The sequence below is a fragment of the Nonomuraea mesophila genome, from assembly GCF_004352805.1.
Classification (GTDB): domain Bacteria; phylum Actinomycetota; class Actinomycetes; order Streptosporangiales; family Streptosporangiaceae; genus Nonomuraea; species Nonomuraea longispora.
Map to the genome: position 1 here is coordinate 17,720 of NZ_SMLD01000032.1, position 24,291 is coordinate 42,010.

Sequence of the window (24,291 nt, forward strand, 5' to 3'; positions counted from 1 at the left end):
CTGTATGTCCGCCATCGCACCCGCTCAATCACGCGCCGTCGTGCGAATGACGTTTCTGTCGGTCGGGCGAGGCAGTATGTGCAGGTGAGCTCGCTCAACCACTTCAGCCAGGTGACCAGGCAATGGTTCACCGGGGCGTTCCAGAATCCCACCGCCGCTCAGGAGGGGGCGTGGGAGTCGATCGCGCGCGGCGACAACACCCTGGTCGTCGCGCCCACGGGGTCGGGCAAGACGCTGGCGGCGTTCCTGTGGTCGCTCGACCGGCTCGCCGCCGCGCCGGCCGACGAGCAGGCCGGGCGCAAGGGCACCCGCGTGCTCTACGTGTCGCCGCTCAAGGCGCTGGCCGTCGACGTCGAGCGCAACCTGCGCGCGCCGCTGAAGGGCATCGAGCAGACGGCGCGGCGGCTCGGGCTGCCGGTGCCGGAAATTTCGGTGGCGATCCGCTCGGGCGACACCCCGGCGCAGGACCGCAGGAAGTTCGCCTCCAGGCCGTCCGACATCCTGATCACGACGCCGGAGTCGCTGTTCCTGCTGCTCACCAGCCAGGCCCGTGAGGCGCTGCGCGAGGTCGAGACGGTGATCGTCGACGAGGTGCACGCGGTGGCCGCCACCAAGCGGGGCGCGCATCTGGCGCTCACCCTGGAGCGGCTCGACGCGCTGCTCGAGCGGCCGGCGCAGCGCATCGGGCTGTCGGCGACCGTGCGCCCGGTGAGCGAGGTGGCGGCCTTCCTGGGCGGGGTCCGCCCGGCCACCGTGGTGCAGCCTCCGTCGGACAAGCAGATCGAGATCGAGGTCGTCGTCCCGGTCGAGGACATGACAGAGATGGAGGGCGGCAGGCCGCAGGAGGGCGAGGAGTTCACGCCCGAGCCGGGCGGCAGGTCGATCTGGCCGCACGTCGAGGAGCGGCTCTTCGACCTCATCGGGGCGCACAGCTCGACGATCGTCTTCGCCAACTCGCGGCGGCTGGCCGAGCGGCTGTGCACCCGGCTCAACGAGCTGGCCTATGAGCGCGCGCACGGCGCGGACAGCGTCGATCTGTCGATCTGGGAGACGGGTCCGCCCGATCGGCCGCCCGCCGCCGAGCCTCCCCGGCGCCCGCCGGCCGAGCTGATGGCGCAGGCCGGATCCGCCAAGGGCGTCGTGACGGAGATCGTACGCGCTCACCACGGCTCGGTCTCCAAGGAGGAGCGGGCGCAGATCGAGGAGGCGCTCAAGTCGGGCAGGCTGCCCGCCGTGGTCGCCACCTCCAGCCTGGAGCTGGGCATCGACATGGGCGCGGTCGACCTCGTCGCGTGCGTGGAGGCGCCGCCGAGCGTGGCCAGCGGGCTGCAGCGCATCGGCCGGGCGGGTCACCAGGTGGGCGCGGTCTCCAAAGGGGTGGTCTTCCCGAAATACCGCGGCGACCTGGTGCAGACGGCCGTGGTGGCCGAGCGGATGAAGAGCGGCGAGATCGAGGAGCTGCGCTATCCGCGCAATCCGCTCGACGTGCTGGCCCAGCAGATCGTCGCCATGACGGCGCTCGACGAGTGGACGGTCGACGAGCTGGAGTCCGTGGTCAGGCGGGCCGCCCCCTACGCCACGCTGCCGCGCACCGCGCTGGAGGCGACGCTCGACATGCTGGCCGGGCGCTATCCGAGCGAGGAGTTCGCCGAGCTGCGCCCGCGCATCGTGTGGGACCGCGTGACCGGCGTCCTCCAGGGGCGCCCGGGCGCGCAGCGGCTCGCGGTCACCAACGGCGGCACCATCCCCGACCGCGGCCTGTTCGGGGTGTTCCTCGTGGGCGAGCGGTCCTCCAGGGTGGGAGAGCTCGACGAGGAGATGGTCTACGAGTCGCGCGTGGGCGACGTGTTCGTGCTGGGCGCGACGTCCTGGCGGATCGAGGACATCACGGCCGACCGGGTGCTCGTCTCGCCGGCGCCGGGCCAGCCGGGCAAGCTGCCGTTCTGGCACGGCGACGCGCCCGGCCGCCCGGCGGAGCTGGGCAAGGCGATCGGGCGGTTCCTGCGCGAGCAGGCCCAGCAGGGCTCCACCGACCGCATGCGGGCGGCGGGGCTCGACGCCTATGCCGCGGGCAACCTGCTCTCCTATCTCAACGAGCAGCGCGAGGCCACCGGCTACGTCCCCGACGACCGCACACTGCTGGTCGAGCGCTTCCACGACGAGCTGGGCGACTGGCGGGTGGTGATCCACTCCCCCTACGGCGCGCGGGTGCACGCCCCGTGGGCGCTCGCGATCAACCGGCGGCTGCGCGAGCGCTACGGCGTCGACGTACAGGCCGTGCACTCCGACGACGGCATCGTGCTGCGCATCCCCGACACGCTGGCCGAGCCGCCCACCGACGTGGCGGCCTTCGACGCCGAGGAGATCGAGCAGATCGTCACCGAGGAGCTGGGCGGGTCGGCCATGTTCGCCTCCCGGTTCAGGGAGTGCGCGGGGCGGGCGCTGCTGCTGCCGCGCCGCACGCCGGGCAGGCGCAGCCCGCTGTGGCAGCAGCGGCAGCGGGCCGCCCACCTGCTGGGCGTGGCCTCTCAGTACGCCTCGTTCCCGATCGTGCTGGAGACGATGCGCGAGTGCCTGCAGGACGTCTTCGACGTGCCCGGCCTCGTCCGGCTCATGCGCGACATCGCGGCGCGCAGGGTGCGCCTGGTGGAGGTGGAGACCTCGCAGGCCTCGCCGTTCGCGGCGTCGCTGCTGTTCCACTACGTGGGCGCGTTCATGTACGAAGGCGACGCGCCGCTGGCCGAACGCCGGGCGCAGGCCCTGGCCCTGGACACCTCGCTGCTGGCCGAGCTGCTCGGGCAGGCCGACCTGCGCGAGCTGCTCGACCCCGACGTGATCTCCGACGGCGAGCGCGAGCTGGCCCGGCTCGACCGGCCGCTGCGCGACGCGGAAGACCTCGCCGACCTGCTGCGCTCGCACGGCCCGCTGCTCGCGCCCGACGTGAGCGTGCGCGGCGGCGACCCCGCCTGGCTGGAGGAGCTCGAACGCGCGCGGCGGGCGATCAGGGTGCGGGTCGCGGGCGAGGAGCAGTGGGCGGCCGTCGAGGACGCGGCGCGGCTGCGTGACGCGCTCGGCGTGCCGCTGCCTGTGGGGATCCCGCACGTGTTCCTCGAACCGGTCGCCGACCCCCTGGCCGACCTGGTGGCGCGGCACGCCCGCACGCGCGGGCCCTTCCACGCCGGCACGGCCGCGGCCAGGTTCGGGCTGGGCGTCGCCGTGGTGACGGACGCGCTGCGGCGGCTCGCCGTGACGGGACGGGTCGTCAGCGGCGAGTTCCGGCCCGGCGGGCGGGGCGAGGAGTGGTGCGACGCCGGGGTGCTGCGCATGTTGCGCCGCAGGTCGCTGGCGCGGCTCCGCAAGGAGGTCGAGCCCGTCGCACCCGAGACGCTGGCCGTGTTCCTGCCCGCCTGGCACGGCATCACCGGCTCGGGCACGTCCTCGGCCGAGCGGGCCGGGGCGGCAAGGGCGATGGACGCCCTCGTCCGCTCCATCGAGCAGCTCCAGGGGACGGCCGTGCCCGCGTCCGCGCTGGAGACGCTGGTGCTGCCCGCACGGGTGCCCGGCTACCATCCGGCGCTGCTCGACGAGCTGACCTCGTCCGGCGAGGTCATGTGGGCGGGGCAGGGCTCGCTGCCGGGCGGTGACGGCTGGGTGTCCCTCTACTTCACCGACACCGCGCCGCTGCTGCTGCCCGAGCCCGTCGAGATCACCATGACGCCCGTGCACGAGCAGGTGCTGGAGCTGCTGGGCGGGGGCGGCGGGCTGTTCTTTCGCGGGATCTCCGACCAGCTCGGCTCCTTCGACGACACGACGCTCGTCGCCGCGCTGTGGGATCTGGCGTGGGCGGGGCGGGTGTCGGGCGACACGCTCTCGCCGCTGCGGGCGACGCTCGGCACCGGGCGGCCCGCCCACCGGCCCGCCACCACGCGGCGGCGCCGGGCGGTGCTGCCGAGCCGGAGCGGGCCGCCGACGGTGGCCGGGCGGTGGTGGTTGCTGCCCGCCCCGGCGCCCGACGCGACGCAGCGGGCCAACGCCCAGGCCGAGGTACTGCTCGAACGGCACGGGGTGGTGACGCGCGGGTCGGTGACCTCGGAGCGCCTGCCCGGCGGGTTCTCGCCGGTCTACCAGGTGTTGCGCGCCTACGAAGAGAGCGGGCGATGCCGGCGGGGCTACTTCGTCGAAGGGCTGGGCGGCGCCCAGTTCGCGCTGCCGGGGGCGGTCGACCGCATGCGGGCCATGGCACCGGGCATCGCCCCCGCCGCGCCCGCCTTCGCACCGGAGACCGGCCTCGGACCGGGAACCGCACACGGTGCCTCCGCGGGTGCCGGACGCTCCGCGGACTCCGGGCGGCGGGTCGTGGTGCTGGCCGCCGCCGACCCGGCCAACCCGTACGGCGCCGCGCTCCCCTGGCCCCAGCATCCCGGCGACATCGGCCACAAACCGGGCAGGAAGGCCGGATCGCTGGTGGTCCTGGTGGACGGCCACGTGGTGCTGTACGTCGAGCGGGGCGGCAAGACGCTGCTGTCATTCTCCGACGACGAACGCCTGCAGCCGGCCGTCGACGCCCTGGCACTGGCCGTACGCGACGGCGCGCTGGGCAAGCTGACCGTGGAGCGGGCCGACGGGGCCTCCATCGTCGACTCCCCGCTGGCGGCGGCGCTCGAGGCGGCCGGTTTCCACCCGACGCCTCGCGGCCTGCGCCTGCGCGCCTGACCGGGCGCACCGTTCCGTGCCCAGGGCCGCGCGGGGTGTGCGGTCGCGGCTCGGAAGCTTCATGCGTGCCTGATCGGCGCCCCGGGGACGATCTACCTGGCCTTCCTCGAAGGCGACTGGGCGGCCGCCGCCTACGCGGTGTGGATGCTCGGCTGGATCATCGGCCCTGTCTTCTCCGGCGGCGGCGACGAGACGTTGCGGCCGGAGTTCTTCTCGCTGGTGGGGTTGCCGCCGGCGCGGCTGGCGGGCGGGCTGCTGGTGTCGGCGTCCGTGGGCGTCGCGCCGGTGGGCGTGGCCACGGACGCGCTGTGCTACTGGGGGCTCGGGCTCCTCGCGGAGCGGCGGCTGACCGCGCAGGGCCCCGAACTGCTGCACATGATGCGTACGGGCCGTCGCCCCGGCGGCGGCGGCGGTACGGCGTACAAGCTGCCCGACATGCCCAAGGTCCAGCGCGCGGTCGTCATGACCTGCTGGTCGTTGGGCGCCATCCCGCTGTTCCCGCAGGGCATCGTGGCCGGCATCTTCCTCGCCAACGGGATGCTGGAGCATTCGTGGTTCGTGGCGACGTACATGCCGGCCGGGCTGCGCTGGCCGACCGTCGTGGAGATGACGCTGATCGGGGCGGCGATGTACGGCACAGGCCTGTGGCTCACGCTGCGCGCGAAGCGCCGCGCCGAGGCGGTCGCCGGGCCCTGACGGCCGGGGCACACAAACCGGCTTGTATACGATAAGTCGTCATATGACTGAGTTGACCCTGGGCGCGGCCCACCGGACCTTACGCGACGAGGTCACCAAGGAGCTGCGGCGCCGCATCCTCTCCGGCGAGCTCGCCCAGGGCGAACGGCTGGTCGAGGACCGGCTGGCCGCCACGCTCGGCGTCTCCCGCAACCCGGTGCGCGAGTCCATCCGGGTGCTGGCCGCCGAGGGGTTCATCGAGGTCGTCCCCCGGCTCGGCGCCACGGTCGCGCGTCTGTCCGCGGAGGAGGGCGAGGAGCTCTTCGACGTGCGCATGGCGATCGAGGGGCTCGCGGCCCGGCTGGCGGCGCGCAAGCGCAGCCCCGCCTCGGCCGAGCGGCTGCGGCAGGTGCTCGACCAGGCCAGGGAGGCGGTGGACGGCGGGCGCCTCGAGCAGGTGGCCGACCTCAACACCGCCTTCCATCTGGCCGTGGGCGAGGCGGCGGGCAACTCCTACCTGAGCCTGATGATGAAGCCGATGTTGCTGCGGGCGCAGTGGGTCTTCAGCCAGACCGCCGCCGCGCGGGGCGCGCATTCATGGTCGGAACACCTGAGCATGTACAAGGCCATCGCCGCCGGTGACGAGGACGAGGCGCAGGCCAGGGCCGTCGCACACGTCGCCGCTGCGCGCAGGTCGTTCCTGGTGGCCGTGGGGCGTACCAGGAAACACCCGAACGATTAGAAAACGGTCAGATAACAACACAGCGTTATGAAACACTTATGAAATGTCAGGTCTTGTATACAGTCTCCTAAAAGCTCCTACGGAGGCCCCATGAGACCGTCCCCCAGGCTCTTCGCGGCGCTCGCCGTACTCCCCTTGGCCCTGGCGGCCTGCGGCGGAGGCGGATCCACCGGTACGCCCGCCGCACCTCCATCCATCGCCGACGCCACCACCGACAACCGGCCGGTCAAGGCGGGCGGCACACTCAACATCGCGCTCAACGCCGACCCCGACGCACTCGACCCGAGCTCCGCGACCACCCTGGTGGGCCGCGAGGTCTTCGCGAACATGTGCGAGAAGCTCTACGACATCGACGCCGCCTCGGCCCTCGTGCCGCAACTGGCCGCCGCGCTGCCGGAGGTCTCCGACGACGGCAAGGAGGTCACGATCAAGCTGCGCGAGGGCGTCACGTTCAACGACGGCACACCGTTCGACGCCGAGGCGGTCAAGAAGTCGCTCGACCGGCACCGCACCTGGAAGAAGTCCGCCCGCCAGGCCGACCTCGCCCCGGTCGACAAGGTCACCGTGGTCGACCCCGCCACGGTCAAGCTCACGCTGTCGCAGGCGTTCACCCCGCTGACCGCGCAGCTCGCCGACCGCGCCGGCATGATCATGTCGCCCAAGGCGCTGGACGAGGCGGGCGACAACTTCGGCGCGAGCCCGGTGTGCGTGGGGCCGTTCCAGTTCGCCGGCCGTACGTCCGGCAGCCAGATCGTGCTGGAGAAGGCGCCCGACTACTACGACGCCGCCAAGGTCAAGCTCGACAAGCTCGTCTACAAGATCATCATCGACCCCAACGTACGGGCGGCCAACCTGAAGTCCGGCGACGTGCACGTCGCCGACCAGCTCGCCACCACCACGGTCAAGGGCGTGCAGGCCGACCCCAACCTGAAGGTCGTGGCGGGCGGCGGCCTCGGCTACTACGGCGTCACGATCAACATCGGCAACGCCGACGGGGCCACGGAGAAGTCCGGCGCGGTGGACACGGCACTGGGCAAGAACCCGCAACTGCGCGAGGCGTTCGAGTTGTCCCTCGACCGCGAGGTGATCAACAAGACCGTCTACAACGGCCTGTACGAGGCCGACTGCTCCCCCTTGCCGCTGGACAGCCCCTTCCGGGCGAAGGATCTGCAGTGCTCGAAGCGCGACGTCGCCAAGGCCAAGCAGCTCGTGCAGGCCTCCGGCGTGCAGACGCCGGTCCCCGTCAGCCTCAACACGCCCAACGACGCCACCAACATCCGCCTGGCGCAGGTCATCCAGCAGATGGCCAAGGAGGCGGGCTTCGAGGTGAGCGTGAAGACGGGCGAGTTCGTCAGCAACCTGGAGCAGGGCAAGGCCGGCGACTTCGACGCCATGCTGGTCGGCTGGTCAGGCCGGGTGGACCCGGACGGCAACCTCACCGGCATGGTCACCAGCCGCGGCGCCAACAACTACAGCGGCATGTCCGACCCGGGCATCGACGACCCGGTCAAGGAGGCGGCCGCCGAGTCGGACACCGCCAAGCGGGCCGAGCTCTACAGCAGCGCGACGAAGAAGATCGCCGAGCTGCGCGGCATCGTGTACCTCTACCACAACAAGTACTACCTGGGCATGCATAAGGACGTCGCCGGGGTCCAGTACTTCAAGGACGGCCTCCCGCGCTTCGCCACCGCCGGGTTCACCTCCTGATGCTCTGGTTCATCCTCCGGCGCTGCGGGTCCGCGGTGATCGTCATGTTCCTGGGCAGTGTCCTGATCTTCCTGGGGATCAGGGCGCTGCCCGGCGACCCGGCCACCGTCATGGCGGGGCAGGAGGCCTCGCCCGAGGTGGTCGAGGCCATCCGGCAGGAGTTCGGCCTGGACAAACCGCTGCCCGCACAGTACGTCGACTACATCGGCCAGACCCTGACCGGCAACCTCGGCCGTTCCACGCAGGACCAGCTCCCGGTGATCGACATCATCGCCGAGCGGTTGCCGGTGACGCTGGAGTTGTCGGCCCTGGCCATGCTGGTCGCGATCGTCATCGGCGTGGGCGCGGGCATCGTGGCGGCGGTGCGCCGCGGCAAGGCCGCCGACTACGTCGCCACGGGGTTCGGCCTGGCCGGGTTGTCGGTGCCGCACTTCTGGCTGGGCCTGCTCGCCATCCTGCTGTTCGCGGTCACCTGGCAGGTGCTGCCCGCCTCGGGCTACGTGCCGTTCACCGAGGACCCGGCCGGGAACCTGCAGCGCATGATCCTGCCCGCCCTCGTGCTCGGCACCGGCTTCGCGGCCATCCTGATGCGGCAGACCCGCTCTGCCATGCTGGGCGCGCTGTCCGCCGACTACGTCAGGACCGCACGGTCCAAGGGCCTGTCGGAGGCGAAGGTGGTGGGCGCGCACGCACTGCGCAACAGCCTGACGACCGTCGTCACCGTGCTCGGCCTGCAACTCGGTGCCCTCATCAGCGGCGCCGTGGTGACCGAGCAGATCTTCGTGATCCCGGGGTTCGGCAAGCTGACCGTGGACGCGGTGCTGACCAGGAACTATCCGGTCATCCAGGCCGTCGTCCTGATCACCGTGATCGGCTACGTCGTCGTCAACCTGCTGGTCGACATCGCCTACGCCTTCCTCAACCCGCGCATCAGGCTGTCGGGAGGCTCTCATGACTGAGCACGCCGTCGCCGCGGGCAGGGCCGCCCGCAGGCGCAGGTTGTGGCGGCGCTTCCGGCGGCGGCCGATGCCGATGGCCGGGCTGGTGCTGGTCGTGGGCTTCGTCCTGCTGGCCCTGGCGGGGCCGCTGGTCACCGGCGACCCGGCCGCGCAGGACTACCTGGCCACACTGGCCCCTCCGTCGCCCGCGCACCTGATGGGCACCGACGACCTGGGCAGGGACGCGTTCGCCAGGATCGCGCACGGCGCACAGGTCTCGCTCCAGGCCGGGGTGCTGTCCACCCTGCTCGCGATGGCCGTGGGCATCCCGATCGGGCTGGTCGCCGGCTTCTACCGGCGCTGGCTCGACCCGATCGTGATGCGGCTGGTGGACGTGACGCTGGCCTTCCCCTTCCTGGTGTTCGCGGTGGGCCTGGCGGCGATCATCGGACCGTCGCTGAAGGGCGTGGTGCTGGCGCTGGGCTTCTCCCAGCTGCCCGCCGTCATCCGGATCACCCGGGGCGAGGTGCTGGCGGTCAGGGAGATGGACTACGTGGCCGCGGCCGTCGCCGACGGCGCCGGCGACGGGCACATCATCTTCAGGTACGTGCTGCCCAACTGCGCCAGCCCGCTGATCGTGCAGGCCACGGTGGCGATCCCGGCGGCCATCATCGGCGAGTCCACCCTGTCGTTCCTCGGGCTCGGCGTGCAGCCGCCGACCCCCTCGTGGGGCGTGATGCTGACGACCGCGCAGCAGTACCTGAGCGACGCGCCGTGGCTGGCCATCTGGCCAGGGTTGATGATCGCGCTGGCCACGCTCGGCTTCAACCTGCTCGGCGACGGGCTGCGCGACGTACTGGACCCGAGGAGCGGCCGATGAGCCTGCTGGAGATCACCGACCTGACCGTCGGGTTCGACACCGAGGACGGCCTGGTGCAGGCGGTCAGGGACATCTCGCTCAGCCTGGACGAGGGCGAGATCCTGGCGCTGTGCGGCGAGTCCGGCTGCGGCAAGTCGGTCACCGCGATGTCGGTGCCCCGGCTGCTGCCGCCCGACACGACCCGGCTGTCCGGCTCGGTGAAGCTGGACGGCCGCGAGCTGACCACGCTGCCCGAGCCGGACATGCGGCACGTACGCGGCAAGGACGTCTCGGTCGTCTTCCAGGAGCCGATGACCTCGCTCAACCCGTCGTTCAGCGTCGGCTACCAGATCACCGAGGTGCTGCGCCGGCACGAGGGCCTGTCGCGGCGGGCGGCCGGCGAGCGCGCGGTCGCGCTGCTGGAGCTGGTCGGCATCCCGGCGCCGGCGCGCAGGATGAAGGAGTATCCGCACCAGCTGTCGGGAGGCATGCGGCAGCGCGTGATGATCGCGATCGCGGTGGCCTGCTCGCCCCGCGTGCTGATCGCCGACGAACCCACCACGGCGCTCGACGTGACGATCCAGGCGGGCGTGCTGGACGTCTTCCGCGACCTGCGCGACCGGCTCGGCACGGCGATCATCCTGATCACGCACGACCTGGGCGTGGTGGCCGACATCGCCGACCGGGCCGTCGTCATGTACGCGGGCCGCGCCGTGGAGCAGGCCACGGTGACCGAGCTGTTCGCGCACCCGCGCCACCCGTACACACTGGGGTTGATGAAGGCCCTGCCGACGGCGGCGGTCGGCGGCCAGCTGGCGGAGATCCCCGGCATGGTGCCCTCGCCGCTGTCCGACCCCGACGAGTGCGCCTTCCACGACCGCTGCCCGCGCGTCCAGACCGACTGCCGTCTGTCGCGGCCCCCGCTCGTACGCCAGGCGGAAGGCCATCTGGCGGCCTGCTTCCACCCCGGAGGTCAGCCGTGATCCTGCGTATCGACAACCTGGTCAAGCACTACGGCCAGGTGCGCGCCGTGGACGGCCTGTCGCTGGAGATCGGCGAGGGCGAGGTGCTCGGCCTGGTCGGCGAGTCCGGCAGCGGCAAGTCCACGGTCGGCAAGTGCGTGCTGCGCCTGACCGACCCGACCGCGGGCACGATCGAGCTGGCCGGCCGCGACATCACCCGCCTGTCACGCCGGGCCATGCGCCCGCTGCGCAGGGACATGCACATGGTCTTCCAGGACCCCTTCTCCTCGCTCAACCCGCGCTTCACGATCGAGCAGATCGTCGGCGAGCCGCTGCTGCGGCACAAGGTGACCGACCGCCGGGGCGTCTCGGAGCGGGTGCCGGCCATGCTGGAGAAGGTGGGGCTGCGGCCGGAGATGCGCTCGCGGTTCCCGCACGAGCTGTCCGGCGGGCAGCGCCAGCGGGTGGGGCTGGCCAGGGCGCTCATCCTGGAGCCGAAGCTCGTGGTGGCCGACGAGCCGGTGTCGGCGCTGGACGTGTCCGTGCAGGCGTCCGTGCTCAACCTGATCACCGACCTGCAGCGGGACATGGGCTTCTCCTGCCTGTTCATCACGCATGACCTGTCGGTCGTGGAGTTCCTGGCCGACCGGATCGCCGTCATGTACCTGGGCAAGATCGTGGAGTCGGGTCCGAAGGCCGAGATCTTCGCCGCGCCGCGGCACCCGTACACGCAGGCGCTGTTGTCGGCGGCCCCGGTGGCCGATCCGGTGCGGCAGCGTGAGCGGCGCAGGATCGTGCTCGGCGCCGACGTGCCGAGCCCGGTCGACCCGCCCCCGGGGTGCCGTTTCCACACGCGGTGCCCGCTGGCGTACGACGCCTGCCGCACCGACGAACCCCCCTTGACCGACGCGCGGGGCAACGGGCACCCGGCCGCGTGTCACCTCATCACGGCGGACCGCATCCCCGACGCGGCCGCACATCGCTAAAGGAGAATGGTTTGTTCACCACCAGGCCTGAGCTGTCGGGCGACTTCGGCATGGTCGCCAGCACCCACTGGCTGGCCTCCGCCGCCGGCATGAGCGTGCTCGAACGCGGCGGCAACGCCTTCGACGCGGCCGTGGCCGCGGGGTTCGTGCTGCAGGTGGCCGAGCCGCATCTGAACGGCCCGGGCGGTGAGGTGCCGATCCTGTTGTGGAGCGAGGCCGACCAGAAGGTGTCGGTGGTGTGCGGCCAGGGCGTGGCGCCCGCCGCGGCCACGATCGAGCACTACACCGGGCTCGGCCTGGACGTCGTGCCCGGCACGGGGCTGCTGGCGGCGACCGTGCCCGGGGCGTTCGGCGGCTGGATGCTCATGCTGGAGCGCTGGGGCACCTGGTCGCTGGCCGACGTGCTGGCTCCCGCGATCCACTACGCCGAGCACGGCGTGCCCGTGCTCGACCGGATCTCCGCCACCATCGAGTCGGTCGCGGGGCTGTTCACCGGCGACTGGCCGACGTCGGCGGCGACCTGGCTGCCCGGCGGCGCCGCGCCCGCCCCGGGGACGAAGCTGGCCAACCCGGTGCTGGCCGCGACGTACCGGCGGCTGGTCGCGGAGGCCGAGGCGGCGTCGAGCATCCGCGAGGGGCAGCTCGCCGCCGCCAGGAAGGCCTGGTACGAGGGCTTCGTCGCCGAGGCGATCGCCGAGTTCAGCACCAAGACGGCCTGGCGCGACAGCTCCGGCGAGGTGCACGGCGGGCTGCTGACCGGCGACGACCTGGCCGGCTGGGCGGCCACCGTCGAGGATCCCGTGACGTTCGACTACCGCGGGCACACCGTGTGCAAGACGGGGCCGTGGGGGCAGGGCCCGGTGTTCCTGCAGCAGCTCGCCCTGCTGTCCGGGTTCGACCTGGACGCGATGGGCTACCTGAGCGCCGACTACGTGCACACGGTCGCCGAGGTCGCCAAGCTCGCCTTCGCCGACCGCGAAGCCTGGTACGGCGACGCCGACGTGCCCATGTCCGACCTGCTGAGCGAGGCGTACAACGCCGGGCGGCGCGCCCTCGTCGGCCCCGGCGCCGACCTGGACCTTCGGCCCGGCTCGCCCGGCGGGCGGACGCCCAGGCTGCCCGACCTGCCCGCCCCCGGCACCTCCAGCGGCGCGCCCGGCGTCTCCGGCGCCCGCGCCCCGCAGGGGGTCGGCGAGCCCACGGTCGCCAAGACCGCGGGCGGCGTGGAGGTGACCTCCCTCGACGGCACGGTCAGGGGCGACACCTGCCACGTCGACGTGGTCGACCGGCACGGCAACATGGTCTCGGCCACGCCCAGCGGCGGCTGGCTGCAGAGCTCGCCCACCATTCCCGCGCTGGGCTTCTGCCTGGGCACGCGGGCGCAGATGTTCTGGCTGCAGGAGGGCCTGCCGGCGTCGCTGCGTCCCGGTACGCGGCCGCGTACCACGCTGTCGCCGTCGTTCGCGCTCAGGGACGGCCGGCCGTGGCTGGCCTTCGGCACGCCGGGCGGCGACCAGCAGGACCAGTGGAGCCCGAACTTCTTCCTGTCCGTCGTTCACGGCGGGCTGAACCTGCAGGAGGCCATCGACGCGCCCATGTTCCACACCGAGCACTTCCCGAGCTCGTTCTTCCCGCGCGGCTCGCGCCCCGGCGTCCTGCACGTGGAGGACCGCCTCGACCCGGGCGTCGTCGCCGAGTTGCGGCGGCGCGGGCACGAGGTGGAGCAGCAGGGTCCGTGGTCGCTCGGCAGACTCAGCGCCGTCGCCCGTGACGGCGCCTTCCTCAAGGCCGCCGCCAACCCGCGCGGCGCGCAGGGCTACGCCGTCGGCCGATGACGCATGGGTTACGCGACCGTCGCCTCGATCAGGTCGTCCACCACCTCGGCCAGGTCGTTGCCCCGTGCGTGCACCCGGCGCTGGCGCATGGCTCCCGAGCCCTGACGCAGCAGCCGGTCCAGGCCCTCCTGGACGAACGTGAGGTCACCCGCCTCGGTCAGCGCCGGGCGTACGTGCTCCAGGAGGCGCCCGGCCATCACCGGGGCGGGCACGAGCGTGCCGTGCCGCACGTCCATGCTGTCGCCCAGCAGCCCGTCGCGGGCGGCTCGCCAGTAGGCGGCGCGCAGCACCTCGGCGGGCACCGGCAACCCCCTGTCGCCGCGCCGGACGGCCTCCAGGGAGGTCACGACCAGGGCGCGGATGAGCCCGATCAGGGTGAGGCTGTGGGCCACGTCGAGGGGCACGTCGGCCACCCTGATCTCCACGGTCGGCAGCTGGGGTGACGGGCGGGCGTCCCAGTAGACGGTCTTGGCGTCGAGCAGCGCGCCCGACTCCGCCAGCGAGCGCAGCGCCAGCTCGTAGTCGCGGTACGACGGGAAGTAGGGAGGTGCGCCGGAGACCGGCCAGCGGCCCCAGCTGATCACCCGCCACGACGCGTAGCCGGTGTCGCGTCCCACGAAGAACGGCGAGTTGGCGGCCAGCGCGATCAGCGTCGGCAACCATGGCCGCAGGTGGTTGCCGACGTAGACGGCGTGCTCCTCGTCGGGCACGTCCACGTGGACGTGCAGGGCGCAGATGCTGATCTCGTCCTGCAGCGCGCGGTAGAGCACCCTGCCCTGGAGGTAACGGTCGTCGTCGGTGAGCGGCGGCTGCATGACGTTGCCCAGGACGGGGATGCCGCTCGCGACGACGGCCAGCCCGCACCTGCGGGCCGCGTCCGCCACTTCCTTGCGTACGGTGCGCAGTCGCGAGCCCAGCTCGCTCAGGTCGGCGGACGGCGGCGTGCGCGCCTCCACCTGGAATCGGGTGATTTCTTGCACCACGTCCAGCACGTCCGTGGCCGCGGCCAGGACTTCGGCCGCTCGGGGAGCCACGTGGCGGGTGCGGGGATCGACGACGAGGTATTCCTCTTCGATCCCGATCAACGGAACCATGCCCACACCTCGTTGGGGAGTCCAAAAGCCTCCGTACGAGGTTGTGCCCGTACCGTGCCCTGGGGGAAACCCGTCCGACAGGTGCTTGTCAGATGGGTCCGTAGAGGGCGTAAGGGGCGCGTGTGGCCATGGCCCAGTAGCGGTCACCGTAGGACCAGTGCCACCACTCGGTGGGGTAGTTGACCAGCCCGACCGGCTCCAGGGCGGCGGCGAGGAGCTTGCGGTGGGCGCGGGCGTCGTCGGAGATGGTGGGGGCGGCGGTGTAGCAGGCGCCGTCGCTCTGCTCGGGATTGTCGTTGACCTGGGTGCCCATGTCGTATTCGGTGCCGTTGGGTGAGCACAGGGTCAGGTCGACGGCGGCGCCTGCGGTGTGGGGGGCGACGTCGACGGGGGAGACGTAGCGACTCGCCGCGACATAGGACTCGTCGGGCGACATGTCGGGGAAGGTCGCCTCCAGCTCCGCCCGGTACCCGTCGAAGATCCGCCGCTGCGTCGCGATCGGACGGTAGCCCTCGACGATCAGCAGGTGGTAGCCGTCGGGCAGCAGGGTCTCCGCCTTCTCCAGGCGGTCGAGCAGGCCGGAGCGCAGGTGGGCGTACGCGCCGTCGTCGTCGGCCATGCGCGTGTCCACGCGCAGCCGCCCGCGTACGTCGGTCAGGGGTTCGCCGCACTCCTGCACCGGGACGGAGGCGACACGGGGGTCCGAGATGAGCACGACATCGTTCGGGGACTGCCACATGGGCAGAAATTCTCACACAGTGTCGGAGAAAACCTGTTCCCGGGCCTGTTCCAGAGCCGCCACCAGAGCCCCGCGCAACACGGGGTTGCCGGCGACCCCGGTGGTGACCACGGTGGGCCGGCTCGGGCACACGCGCGCCACCGCCTCCTGCACCTTGGCGGCCAGCCGTGCGCCGCCCGCCCTGCCGACGTCACCGCTGAGGACGATCAGCCCGGGGTCGAGCACGACGGTCACGGCGGCCGCGCCCACGGCCAGCCGCATCGCCACCTCGTCCAGATAGCCCTCGTCGCCGCCGCGTACCAGGTCGGCCACGGTGTTGCCGGTCAGCCCGCGCCGCTCGGCCAGCCCGCGCAGGGCGTCGTGGCCCACCAGGCGCTGGAACGAGCCCGACTGCGGCTGGGAGACGTCGGCGGGCAGCGGCTCGCCCGGCACCGGCAGCCAGCCGATCTCGCCCGCTCCCCCGGTGATGCCTCGGTGCAGCCGGCCGCCCAGCATGACGCCGAGCCCCTGGCCGACGCCCGCCCAGATCACCACGAAGTCGTCGTGCCCGGCGGCCGCTCCGTACTTGTGCTCGGCGAGGGCGACCAGGTTGACGTCGTTCTCGATCGTCACCGAGGCGCCGAGGGTCTCGCGCAGGCTGGCCAGCACGCCGACGTGCCAGTCCGGCAGGTCGTACGACCAGCGCACGTCCCCGCTGACCGGGTCGACCACGCCTCTGGTGCCGATGACGAAGGAACGCAGCCGGGACATGCTGATGCCGGCCGCCTCGCAGGCCCGCCGCACGGCCGCGTGCACCGCCTCGACGGGATCGCGGCCGTCGGAGGGGTTGAGCGTGATCTCCACCACGGTCCTGCCTGTGATGTCCGCCACACCGACCTTGAGGCTGTCGGGCAGCACCTCGAGCCCGGCGACGTACGCACAGGAGGGCACCACGGCGTACAGCGCGGCGTGCGGGCCCCTGCCGCCCGCCCGCTCCCCCGTGACCTCGACGAGCCCTCGCTCTTCCAGCCTGACGAGGAGCTGACCTGCGGTGACCTTGGACAGGCCGGTCCGCTCGCCGAGCTCGGCGCGCGTGAGGGGGCCGTCTCCGATGAGCAGTTCGAGCGCCGCCCGGTCGTTCAGCCGACGCAGCAACCGGGGGGTTCCCGGGTCTCGGCGCATCGGCGTTTCCCCTCTCGTCACGATCGGCTAACGGGCGTTTTATTAAGGAAAGTTTCTTGTTAGTTTATCAGCATCGTACGGCATTGACGATCAGCCTGGTGCGGACCGTAGGCCGGCACCCGGGAAGGGAGAACCCTGTGAGGATCGCGAAGATCACAGCCACTTCGGTCACCACGGCCGCCCTGGCCCTGGGCCTGGCGGCCTGCGGCGGTTCCGGCGAGACGCCTGAGTCCTCACCGAGCGCGGCCGCCGCGAGCGGGCCGAAGTACGCCGGCAAGACCCTGACCTTCTGGCGCCTGGGCGACACGAACCCCGACGCGCAGAAGTACACCGACGAACTGGTCGCCGAGTTCGAGAAGCAGACCGGCGCCAAGGTGAAGGTCGAGTGGATTCCTTGGGCCCAGGTCAACGACAAGTTCACGGCCGCGGCAGCGGGCGGCACCGGCCCCGACGTGACCGAGATCGGCAACGACCAGGTCCCGCTCTGGCAGAGCCAGGAGGCGCTGGAGCCGGTCACGGACATCGTGGCCGCGGGCGACCAGGCTCAGATCCCGAAGAACCTGATGGGCCTCGAGACCATCGACGGCGAGACGTACGCCGTGCCGTGGGGCGGCGGCACCCGGGCGGTGCTCTACCGCGCCGACTGGTTCAAGGAGCTCAAGATCGAGGTGCCCAAGACCTGGGACGAACTCGTCGCCGCGGCCAGGAAGATCCAGGCCGAGAAGGGCTCCGACGTCGACGGGTTCGCGTTCAACGGCGGCTCCGACGCCAACCACCTGCTCGGCGCCCTCGCCTGGACCGCCGGCGGCGAGTACGCCGTCAAGGAGGGCGACAAGTGGGTCGGCAAGCTGACCGACCCGGGCTTCAAGACCGGCTTCGCGCAGTACACCGGCCTGGTCACCGACGGCCTGTCCAGCAAGTCGCGCCTCAACCAGAACACCACCGAGATCCGCACCCGCTTCTCCAACAACAAGGTCGGCATGTACCTCACCGCCGCGTGGGACCTCGCCGGGATCGAGGAGGACAGCAAGGGCAAGCTCAAGGGCGACAAGCTCGCCTTCTTCCCGCTTCCGTCCCAGTCGGGCGGCGAGGCGCAGGCGTTCCTCGGCGGCAATGACATCGCCGTCTGGGGCACCTCGGAGGAGAAGGAGGCGGCCAAGGAGTTCGTGAAGCTCGCCTCCGGCAAGAATTGGGGCGTCAAGTACGCCACCGACGGCGGCCTGCTCCCCGTCTATCCCGACGCGCTCGCCAAGCTGGCCGAGGATCCGGTGCAGGCGCCGTTCGCCGCCGCCTTCGCCAAGGCCAAGGCCTTCCCCGCCGACCCGCAGTGGACCGAGGCCAACGAGACCAAGGCGGTGCTGCAGAACGCCGCACGCCAGGTCATCGAGGGCAAGGCGTCCGCCGACGAGGCGCTGGCCGCGGCCAACAAGGAACTCGAAGACATCCTCAACGCCTCCTGAGCCTATGACGAACACGTCAACGCTTCCCCGGGGCGGGGACCGCTCCCCAGCCCCGGGGCCGCGCCGCCCGAACCCGCCGCACAAGGCCAGCGGGCTGCCCGCGTGGTCCGTCCCCTACGTCCTGCTCGTCCCCGGCCTGCTGGTCATCGGCGCGCTGCTGCTCTACCCGCTGATCCAGATGGGCATCATCGCCTTCCAGAAGGTGGGCCTGGTCCAGATCTCCGGCAAGAAGCCGGCCACCTGGGTCGGGCTGGACAACTTCACCGCCTTCGTCGACAACGACATCTTCTGGTCCTCGCTCCGCAACACGGTGGTGTTCGCCGTGATCGCGGTGCCGCTCACCCTCGTCCTCGGCACCGCCGTCGGCGTGCTGCTGCACCGACTCGGCAAGAAGATGTCGTTGTTCGTCATCATCGGCATCATGTTCGCCTGGGCGGTGCCGCCGGTGGCGCAGGGCGTGATCTGGCGCTGGTTGTTCGACGCCGAGGCCGGCATCATCAACTGGGCGCTCAACCTGCTGCCCGACCCTCTCTCCAGCACCCTGTTCGGCCGGGCCGACTGGACCGGCGAACCCTGGCTCAACGACGCCTGGTCCATCTACATGGTGCTGGTCATCTGCGTGGTCTGGGCCGGCTTCCCGTTCGTCGCCGTCTCGGTGCTGGCCGGCCTCAAGGGCGTGCCCTCCGAGCTGTACGAGGCCGCCAAGGTCGACGGCGCCGCCCCCTGGCGGACGTTCTGGCGGATCACGTTCCCGCTGCTCAAGCCCGTCTTCGCGGTGCTGACCGTGCTCTCCATCATCTGGGACTTCAAGGTCTTCTCCCAGCTGTACGTGCTGGCCGGCACCAACAACAGGGAGGCCTACAACCTGTCGATGTACGCGGTGACCGAGGCGTTCAAGGCCCCGCCGAAGATGGGCTCGGGCGCGGCCATCGCCCTCGTGCTGACCGTGATCCTGCTCATCGTCACGGCGGCCTACGTCCGGCAGATGTTCAAGCAGGAGGACACGTGATGACCCCGCTGACCCGCAAGCGCCTGGGCAAGGTCACGCTCAACACGCTCGGCGTGCTCGTCTTCGTGGTGGCCACGTTCCCCGTCTACTGGATGGTCTCCACCGCGTTCAAGACGAACGACCAGATCTTCACCACCGACTTCATCCCGTTCCCGACGCAGTTCACCTTCGAGCACGTGCAGCGCGTGCTGACCGACGGCGTGGCCGGGCACTCCATCTGGCTCTACATGCGCAACAGCGCCATCGTCGCGCTCGGCACCATCCTGATCGGCGCCGTCTTCGCCCTGCTCTCGGCCACGGCGGTGGCCAGGTTCAGGTTCAAGGGCCGCACGCCGTTCCTCGCCCTGCTGCTCATCGTGCAGATGATCCCCGCCGAGGCGCTGGTCATCCCGCTGTTCCTGAGCGTCAAGCGGCTGGGCCTCTACGACCAGTTGCTCGGCCTGATCGTCACCCAGGTCGCGCTGACCCTGCCGTTCGGCATCTGGATGTTGCGCACGTTCGTCGCCGCGGTGCCCAAGTCGCTGGAGGAGGCCGCCTGGATCGACGGGGCCGGCCGGTTCACCACCTTCTGGAAGGTGCTCTTCCCGCTGGTGGCCCCCGGACTCGTCGCGACCAGCATCTTCTCGTTCATCACCGCGTGGAACGAGCTCATCATGTCGCTGTACCTGATCAGCGACCCGACGAAATACACCATGCCCGTCGCCCTGCAGTACTTCTTCGGGCAGAAGGGCACCGACTGGGGCGCCATCATGGCCACCTCCACGATGATGACCATCCCCGTCGTCGTCTTCTTCCTTGTCGTGCAACGCCGCATGGTCACCGGCCTGGTCGCCGGGGCCGTGAAGGGCTGACGTCCGCCATCCGTACGGCACGACCGTGCCGTACTCCACCCTGCCTGAGAACTGATGAGGAGCCATGAGTCAGAGTGATCGGGGGCTGCGCCGTCTCGCGGCCGGCACGCTGCTCGCCGCCTTCCAGGGCACCACGGCGCCCACGTGGGTGCTGCGCGAGCTGGAGTACGGCCTGGGCGGTGTCACACTCTTCGGCTTCAACGTCGCCGAGCCCGGCCAGGTGCGCGAGCTGACCACCGCGCTGCGCGCCGCCGGTGAGCCCGTCATCTCGCTCGACGAGGAGGGCGGCGACGTGACGCGGCTGGCCTACCACGTCGGCAGCCCGTACCCGGGGAACGCGGCGCTCGGCGCGGTGGACGACGCCGAGCTCACCCGCAGCGTGTACCGGGCGATCGCCGCCGAACTGGCCTCCTGCGGCGTCAACCTCAACATGGCGCCGAGCGCCGACGTCAACACCGAGGCCGACAACCCGGTGATCGGCACCAGGTCGTTCGGCACGGACGCGGAGCTGGTCGCCAGGCACACGGTGGCGGCCGTACGCGGCCTGCAGACGGGCGGCGTGGCCGCCTGCGTCAAGCACTTCCCCGGCCACGGCGCCACCCGGGTGGACTCGCACCTCGCGGTGCCCGTCGTGGACGTCGGCCTGGACGTGCTGCGGGCGCGGGAACTGGCCCCCTTCCGCGCGGCGATCGGCGCCGGGGCCAGGTCGGTGATGACCGCGCACGTGGCGGTGCCCGCGGTGACGGGCGACTCCCCCGCCACGCTGTCCGGGGCCGCGCTGACCGGGCTCCTGAGGGGCGAGCTCGGGTACGACGGCGTGGTCGTCACCGACGCGCTCGACATGCAGGCCATCACCAAGAGCGTGGGCCTGGCCGGGGGCGCGGTGCTGACTCTGGCGGCCGGCGCCGACCTGCTGTGCCTCGGCCCGCTGCCCACCTACGACGACATCCAGGCGATCATCGAGGGGATCGTCGCCGCCGTACGGGAGGGGCGCCTGCCGCTTGCGCGCCTGGAGGAGGCCGCGGAACGGGTGGCGGCGCTGCGCGCCTGGTTCGGCGCGCCGCACGAGCCCGCGGCCGAGCAGAACGGCGTCGGCCTGCACGCCGCCCGCCGCGCCGTACGCCTGACCGGCGCCCCGGAGCCGCTGGTCGAACCCCTGGTGATCGAGGTGGACACGCCGCCGACGATTGCCGTGGGCGACGTGCCGTGGGGCGTGGGCCCGTGGCTGCCCGACGCGGAGATCGTCAGGGTCGGGCCCGAGGCGGCGGACGTCCCCGTGCTGCTGGCCAAGGCCGCGAACCGGTCGCTGGTCGTCGTCGTCAAGGACGCGCACCGCCACCAGGCCAGCCAGGACCTGGTCTCCGCGCTGGTGGCGGCCCGCCGCGACACGACGGTCATCGAGATGGGGCTGCCCGTGTGGCGGCCCGGCAGCGCCGCCTACATCGCGACGTACGGGGCCGCCAGACCCAACGCGCAGGCCGCCGTCGAGCTCCTCGGCACACCCTGACGCCCCACGCCGGAAGCTCGGCGCACGGACGGCCGCGCCGGAGGCTCCGCGCACGCGGACGGCACGCCGGAGGCTCCGCGCTCAGGACGCGAGGAGCGCCTCGCGGGCCTCGTCGAGTGCGGCCAGCACGGCGCCGCGCAGCACCGGGTTCTGGCCGGTCACCGCCGTGGTCACGACCTGAGGGCGCACCGGGCAGATGCGGGCCACCGCCTCCTCCACCCGGGACGTGAGCGCGGCCCCGCCCGCGCCGACCTCCCCGGCCAGCACCACCAGGCCGGGGTCGAGGATCACGCACACCGCGGCCACGCCCAGGGCGAGCCGGTCGGCGATCTCGGAGAGCAGCGGCTCGCCCTCGGCGCCCGCCGCCACCGCGACCTGGACGCACTCGCCGGCGCTGCCGGCCGCGAAACCGTGGCCGCGGGCCAGCTCGGTCACCGTCTCGGCGCTCACCAGCGACTGCAGGCCGCCTGCCAGGGACGGCAGGCGCCCCGGCATGGTGCGGATGTCCTCGGGCAGCGGCACGCCGGGCACCGGCAGGTAGCCGATCTCGCCCGCGCTGCCCGAACGCCCCCGGTGCAGCTTGCCGCCGAGCATGACGGCCAGGCCCAGGCCGCGGCTCGCCCACAGCAGCACGAAGTCGTCGACCCCCTTGGCCGCGCCGTCGGCGCGCTCGGCGATGGCGGCGAGGTTGACGTCGTTCTCTATGGTCACCTCGCGCCGCAGGTCGCCTACCAGCGCGTCGTGGATGCCCTCGTGCCAGCCCGGCAGGTCGAAGGCGAAGCGCACGTCGCCGCTGCGCGGGTCGACCACGCCGGGGGTGCCGATCACCACGCCGCGCAGCCTGGCCAGGCTGACCTTGGCGCTGCGGCAGGCCTTGGCGATCGCGTCGTGCACCACGGAGACCGGGTCGTCGTGACCTCGGGGATCGACGGTGACCTCGGCGACGGTGTGGCCGTGGATGTCGGCGACCGCGGCGGAGATCAGCTCGGGCCCGACCTCCAGGCCGGCGACGTAGGCGCTGGAGGGGATCACGGAGTAGAGGGCGGCGTTGGGGCCGCGCCCGCCGGCCTGGGTGCCGACCACCTCGACCAGACCGCGCTCCTCCAGCCTGGCCAGCGTCTGCGAGGCCGTGACCTTGGACAGGCCGGTCAGGTCGCCGATCTGCCCACGTGTCATGGGACCGGTGGCCAGCAGCAACTCCAGCGCGGCCCGGTCGTTGATCTCCCTCAGCAGCCTGGGCACACCAGGGCGTCGCTCCACGCGGAAATCCCACCCGTCAATCGAAAAGGTTGTTAGAAGTTTAGCGCCGGGCGCCCGTTCTGACGGCCTTGCGACTTACCAGTCTTGACCAGGAGGGATAATCAGGAACATGCGCCTTTCCGCTCGTGTCGACTACGCCCTCCGCGCCGCCGCCGAACTCGCCGCAGCCGGTGCCGGCCCGACTACTGTGGGCGAGCTCGCCAAAGAGCAGGACATGCCCCCCAAATATCTGGAGAACATCCTGCTGCAGATGCGCCGCGCCGGGCTGGTGCGCGGGCAGCGAGGGCCGGAGGGCGGTTATGTGCTGGCCCGGTCCGCCGCCGAGATCTCCCTGGCCGATGTGATCAGGGCGGTGGACGGGCCGCTCGCCAACGTCCGCGGAGAGCGGCCCGAGCACGTCGGCTACCGCGGGCCCGCCGAATCGCTGCAGCAGGTGTGGATCGCGCTGCGGGCCACCGAGCGCTCCATCCTGGAGGAGGTCACGCTGGAGCAGGTCGCCTCGGGCGCGCTGCCCGAGCGCATCCGCCTGCTCGCCTCCGACCCCGCCGCCTGGGACTGACACCGGTCAGGCGCGCAGCCTGGCCGCGGTCCAGAAGAGGGCAAGCGCGACGACTTCGGCCACGGCCGCGGCGGCGGGCAGCCAGCCGCTGCCGTACGCGTCGAGCACGAGCCCGCCGAGTGCCCCGCCTCCCGACACCCCGACGTAGACGGCGCTGCTGTTGAGCGCGAGCGCCTGCGGCGCCGCCGGGCCCGCCATGGCGAGCAGCCGGGTCTGCGCGGGCGGCGGGATCCACCACGACACGGCCGCCCACACCATGAGCAGCGGCAGGAGCGCGAGCAGCGCCATCGGCCGCAGGAGCCAGCAGGCGGTGAAGGCCGCCATGACCGCCGTGAACCCGGAGATCCCGGCCATCAGCGCCCGGTCGGCGCCCCACCGGTCGGCGGCGCGGCCGCCCAGCTGGCCGCCCACGATCCCGGCCGCCCCGGCCAGGGCGAAGATCCAGCCGAGCTCGGTGGGCCCGGCCCCGGCCAGGTCCCGCAGGAACGGCGCAATATACGTCATCAGCATCATGCTGCCCAGCACGATCGCCACGATCCCGAGCAGGCCGACCAGCACCCGGGGCCGGGCGAGCGGCGCCAGCCGGCGCCCGATGGGCATGGCCTGGCCCGGCGGCGGCTCCGGCAGCGTGAGCCTGGTCGCCACCAGCGCGGCGAGTCCCAGCAGCCCGCCGACCCCGAACGTCGCCGGCCAGCCGAACGCGCCTCCCACCCAGGTGCCGATGGGCACGCCCAGCATGAGAGATCCGGTCAGGCCGCCCATCACGAGTGCCAGATAGCGTCCCTGCCGCCCTTCGGGCGCCATGGAGGTCGCGATGGCGTACGCCGCGGGCACGACGGCCGCCGCGGCGAGCGCCGCCAGCACCCGCAGGCCCATGAGGACGGCGTACGAGCCGGCGAACGCGGCGGCCCAGTTGGCGGCCACGAACAGCGTCAGGGCGCCGGTGATCAGCCCGCGCCTGGGCCAGGTGGCGGTCACCACGGACGCGACGGGCGCCCCCAGCGCGAACGCCAGCGAGAACACGGTGACCAGTTGCCCGCCTGCCGCCTCGCTGACGCCGAGGTCGGCGGAGATCGCCGGCAGCACGCCCGCGATCACGTAGTCGTCGGTGGCGAAGGCGAACGTGGTGAACGCCAAGGCGAGCAGCCACGCGGGCACGCGGGCACGCTGCCGCACGTCAACGGACATGGGTATCCCCTTGATTAAGGTAACAGATGTTTCCGCGATAGGGTAA

The 24,291-nt window shown here is 72.0% G+C and carries 19 protein-coding genes; 14 read left to right on the forward strand and 5 right to left on the reverse strand.

Annotated elements, in window-relative coordinates; all coding sequences use genetic code 11:
• Positions 1-78: 78 nt before the first annotated feature.
• The 9 genes from E1295_RS14910 (at position 79) to E1295_RS14950 (ending at position 13,417) form a co-directional block, all read left to right on the forward strand.
• Positions 79-4,713 (forward strand): ATP-dependent helicase, encoded by a 4,635-nt coding sequence (locus E1295_RS14910; RefSeq protein WP_425465343.1) that lies wholly within the window; start codon positions 79-81, stop codon positions 4,711-4,713.
• A gap of 144 nt (positions 4,714-4,857) precedes the next feature.
• A complete protein-coding gene (locus E1295_RS14915; protein ID WP_132630863.1) occupies positions 4,858-5,409 on the forward strand; it encodes a hypothetical protein in 552 nt (183 codons plus the stop codon).
• Between the two features lie 43 nt (positions 5,410-5,452).
• On the forward strand, positions 5,453-6,130 hold the full coding sequence (locus tag E1295_RS14920) for a GntR family transcriptional regulator (RefSeq protein WP_132630864.1): 678 nt from the start codon (positions 5,453-5,455) through the stop codon (positions 6,128-6,130).
• Between the two features lie 90 nt (positions 6,131-6,220).
• Positions 6,221-7,837, forward strand: coding sequence for an ABC transporter substrate-binding protein (locus E1295_RS14925; protein ID WP_132630865.1), 1,617 nt, complete (start codon positions 6,221-6,223; stop codon positions 7,835-7,837).
• Positions 7,837-8,796 carry an ABC transporter permease gene (locus E1295_RS14930; protein WP_132630866.1) on the forward strand — a complete coding sequence of 320 codons (960 nt, stop codon included), beginning with the start codon at positions 7,837-7,839 and terminating at the stop codon, positions 8,794-8,796. Before E1295_RS14925 ends, E1295_RS14930 begins: the two co-directional genes overlap by 1 nt.
• Complete coding sequence (locus E1295_RS14935; protein WP_132630867.1) at positions 8,789-9,655, forward strand: ABC transporter permease; 867 nt, start codon at positions 8,789-8,791, stop codon at positions 9,653-9,655. The genes E1295_RS14930 and E1295_RS14935 overlap by 8 nt, the downstream gene beginning before the upstream one ends.
• On the forward strand, positions 9,652-10,617 hold the full coding sequence (locus tag E1295_RS50910; RefSeq protein ID WP_132630868.1) for an ABC transporter ATP-binding protein: 966 nt from the start codon (positions 9,652-9,654) through the stop codon (positions 10,615-10,617). Before E1295_RS14935 ends, E1295_RS50910 begins: the two co-directional genes overlap by 4 nt.
• The gene (locus tag E1295_RS50915) at positions 10,614-11,582 is read left to right on the forward strand and encodes an ABC transporter ATP-binding protein (protein ID WP_246080047.1); all 969 of its coding nucleotides are present in this window, start codon (positions 10,614-10,616) and stop codon (positions 11,580-11,582) included. The genes E1295_RS50910 and E1295_RS50915 overlap by 4 nt, the downstream gene beginning before the upstream one ends.
• Before the next feature lie 50 nt (positions 11,583-11,632).
• A complete protein-coding gene (locus E1295_RS14950; protein ID WP_220448721.1) occupies positions 11,633-13,417 on the forward strand; it encodes a gamma-glutamyltransferase family protein in 1,785 nt (594 codons plus the stop codon).
• A gap of 8 nt (positions 13,418-13,425) precedes the next feature.
• Here E1295_RS14950 and E1295_RS14955 read toward each other — a convergent pair whose 3' ends face one another.
• The 3 genes from E1295_RS14955 to E1295_RS14965 all read right to left on the reverse strand — a co-directional run bounded on the left by E1295_RS14955 (position 13,426) and on the right by E1295_RS14965 (position 16,411).
• Entirely contained in the window at positions 13,426-14,511 is a 1,086-nt protein-coding gene (locus tag E1295_RS14955; protein ID WP_132630870.1) for a carboxylate-amine ligase, read from the reverse strand.
• A gap of 88 nt (positions 14,512-14,599) precedes the next feature.
• Complete coding sequence (locus E1295_RS14960; RefSeq protein ID WP_132630871.1) at positions 14,600-15,250, reverse strand: M15 family metallopeptidase; 651 nt, start codon at positions 15,248-15,250, stop codon at positions 14,600-14,602.
• Between the two features lie 12 nt (positions 15,251-15,262).
• Entirely contained in the window at positions 15,263-16,411 is a 1,149-nt protein-coding gene (locus E1295_RS14965) for an ROK family transcriptional regulator (RefSeq protein WP_132630872.1), read from the reverse strand.
• 137 nt (positions 16,412-16,548) lie between these two features.
• On the opposite strand from E1295_RS14965, the gene E1295_RS14970 reads away from it, so the two are divergent.
• The 4 genes from E1295_RS14970 (at position 16,549) to E1295_RS14985 (ending at position 21,238) form a co-directional block, all read left to right on the forward strand.
• Positions 16,549-17,871: an extracellular solute-binding protein gene (locus E1295_RS14970; RefSeq protein ID WP_132630873.1), complete on the forward strand. Its 1,323-nt coding sequence runs from the start codon at positions 16,549-16,551 to the stop codon at positions 17,869-17,871.
• Positions 17,872-17,875: 4 nt separating this feature from the next.
• Positions 17,876-18,880 (forward strand): carbohydrate ABC transporter permease, encoded by a 1,005-nt coding sequence (locus E1295_RS14975; RefSeq protein WP_132630874.1) that lies wholly within the window; start codon positions 17,876-17,878, stop codon positions 18,878-18,880.
• Positions 18,880-19,731 carry a carbohydrate ABC transporter permease gene (locus tag E1295_RS14980; RefSeq protein WP_132630875.1) on the forward strand — a complete coding sequence of 284 codons (852 nt, stop codon included), beginning with the start codon at positions 18,880-18,882 and terminating at the stop codon, positions 19,729-19,731. Before E1295_RS14975 ends, E1295_RS14980 begins: the two co-directional genes overlap by 1 nt.
• 64 nt (positions 19,732-19,795) lie before the next feature.
• Entirely contained in the window at positions 19,796-21,238 is a 1,443-nt protein-coding gene (locus E1295_RS14985) for a glycoside hydrolase family 3 protein (RefSeq protein ID WP_132630876.1), read from the forward strand.
• A gap of 81 nt (positions 21,239-21,319) precedes the next feature.
• Here E1295_RS14985 and E1295_RS14990 read toward each other — a convergent pair whose 3' ends face one another.
• A complete protein-coding gene (locus E1295_RS14990) occupies positions 21,320-22,498 on the reverse strand; it encodes an ROK family transcriptional regulator (RefSeq protein ID WP_132630877.1) in 1,179 nt (392 codons plus the stop codon).
• 109 nt (positions 22,499-22,607) lie between these two features.
• Here E1295_RS14990 and E1295_RS14995 point away from each other — a divergent pair, with 109 nt between their 5' ends.
• Positions 22,608-23,057, forward strand: coding sequence for an RrF2 family transcriptional regulator (locus E1295_RS14995; RefSeq protein ID WP_132630878.1), 450 nt, complete (start codon positions 22,608-22,610; stop codon positions 23,055-23,057).
• Positions 23,058-23,063: 6 nt separating this feature from the next.
• Here the strand turns inward: E1295_RS14995 and E1295_RS15000 are convergent, their stop codons facing one another.
• On the reverse strand, positions 23,064-24,245 hold the full coding sequence (locus E1295_RS15000; RefSeq protein ID WP_132630879.1) for an MFS transporter: 1,182 nt from the start codon (positions 24,243-24,245) through the stop codon (positions 23,064-23,066).
• Positions 24,246-24,291 lie beyond the last annotated feature (46 nt).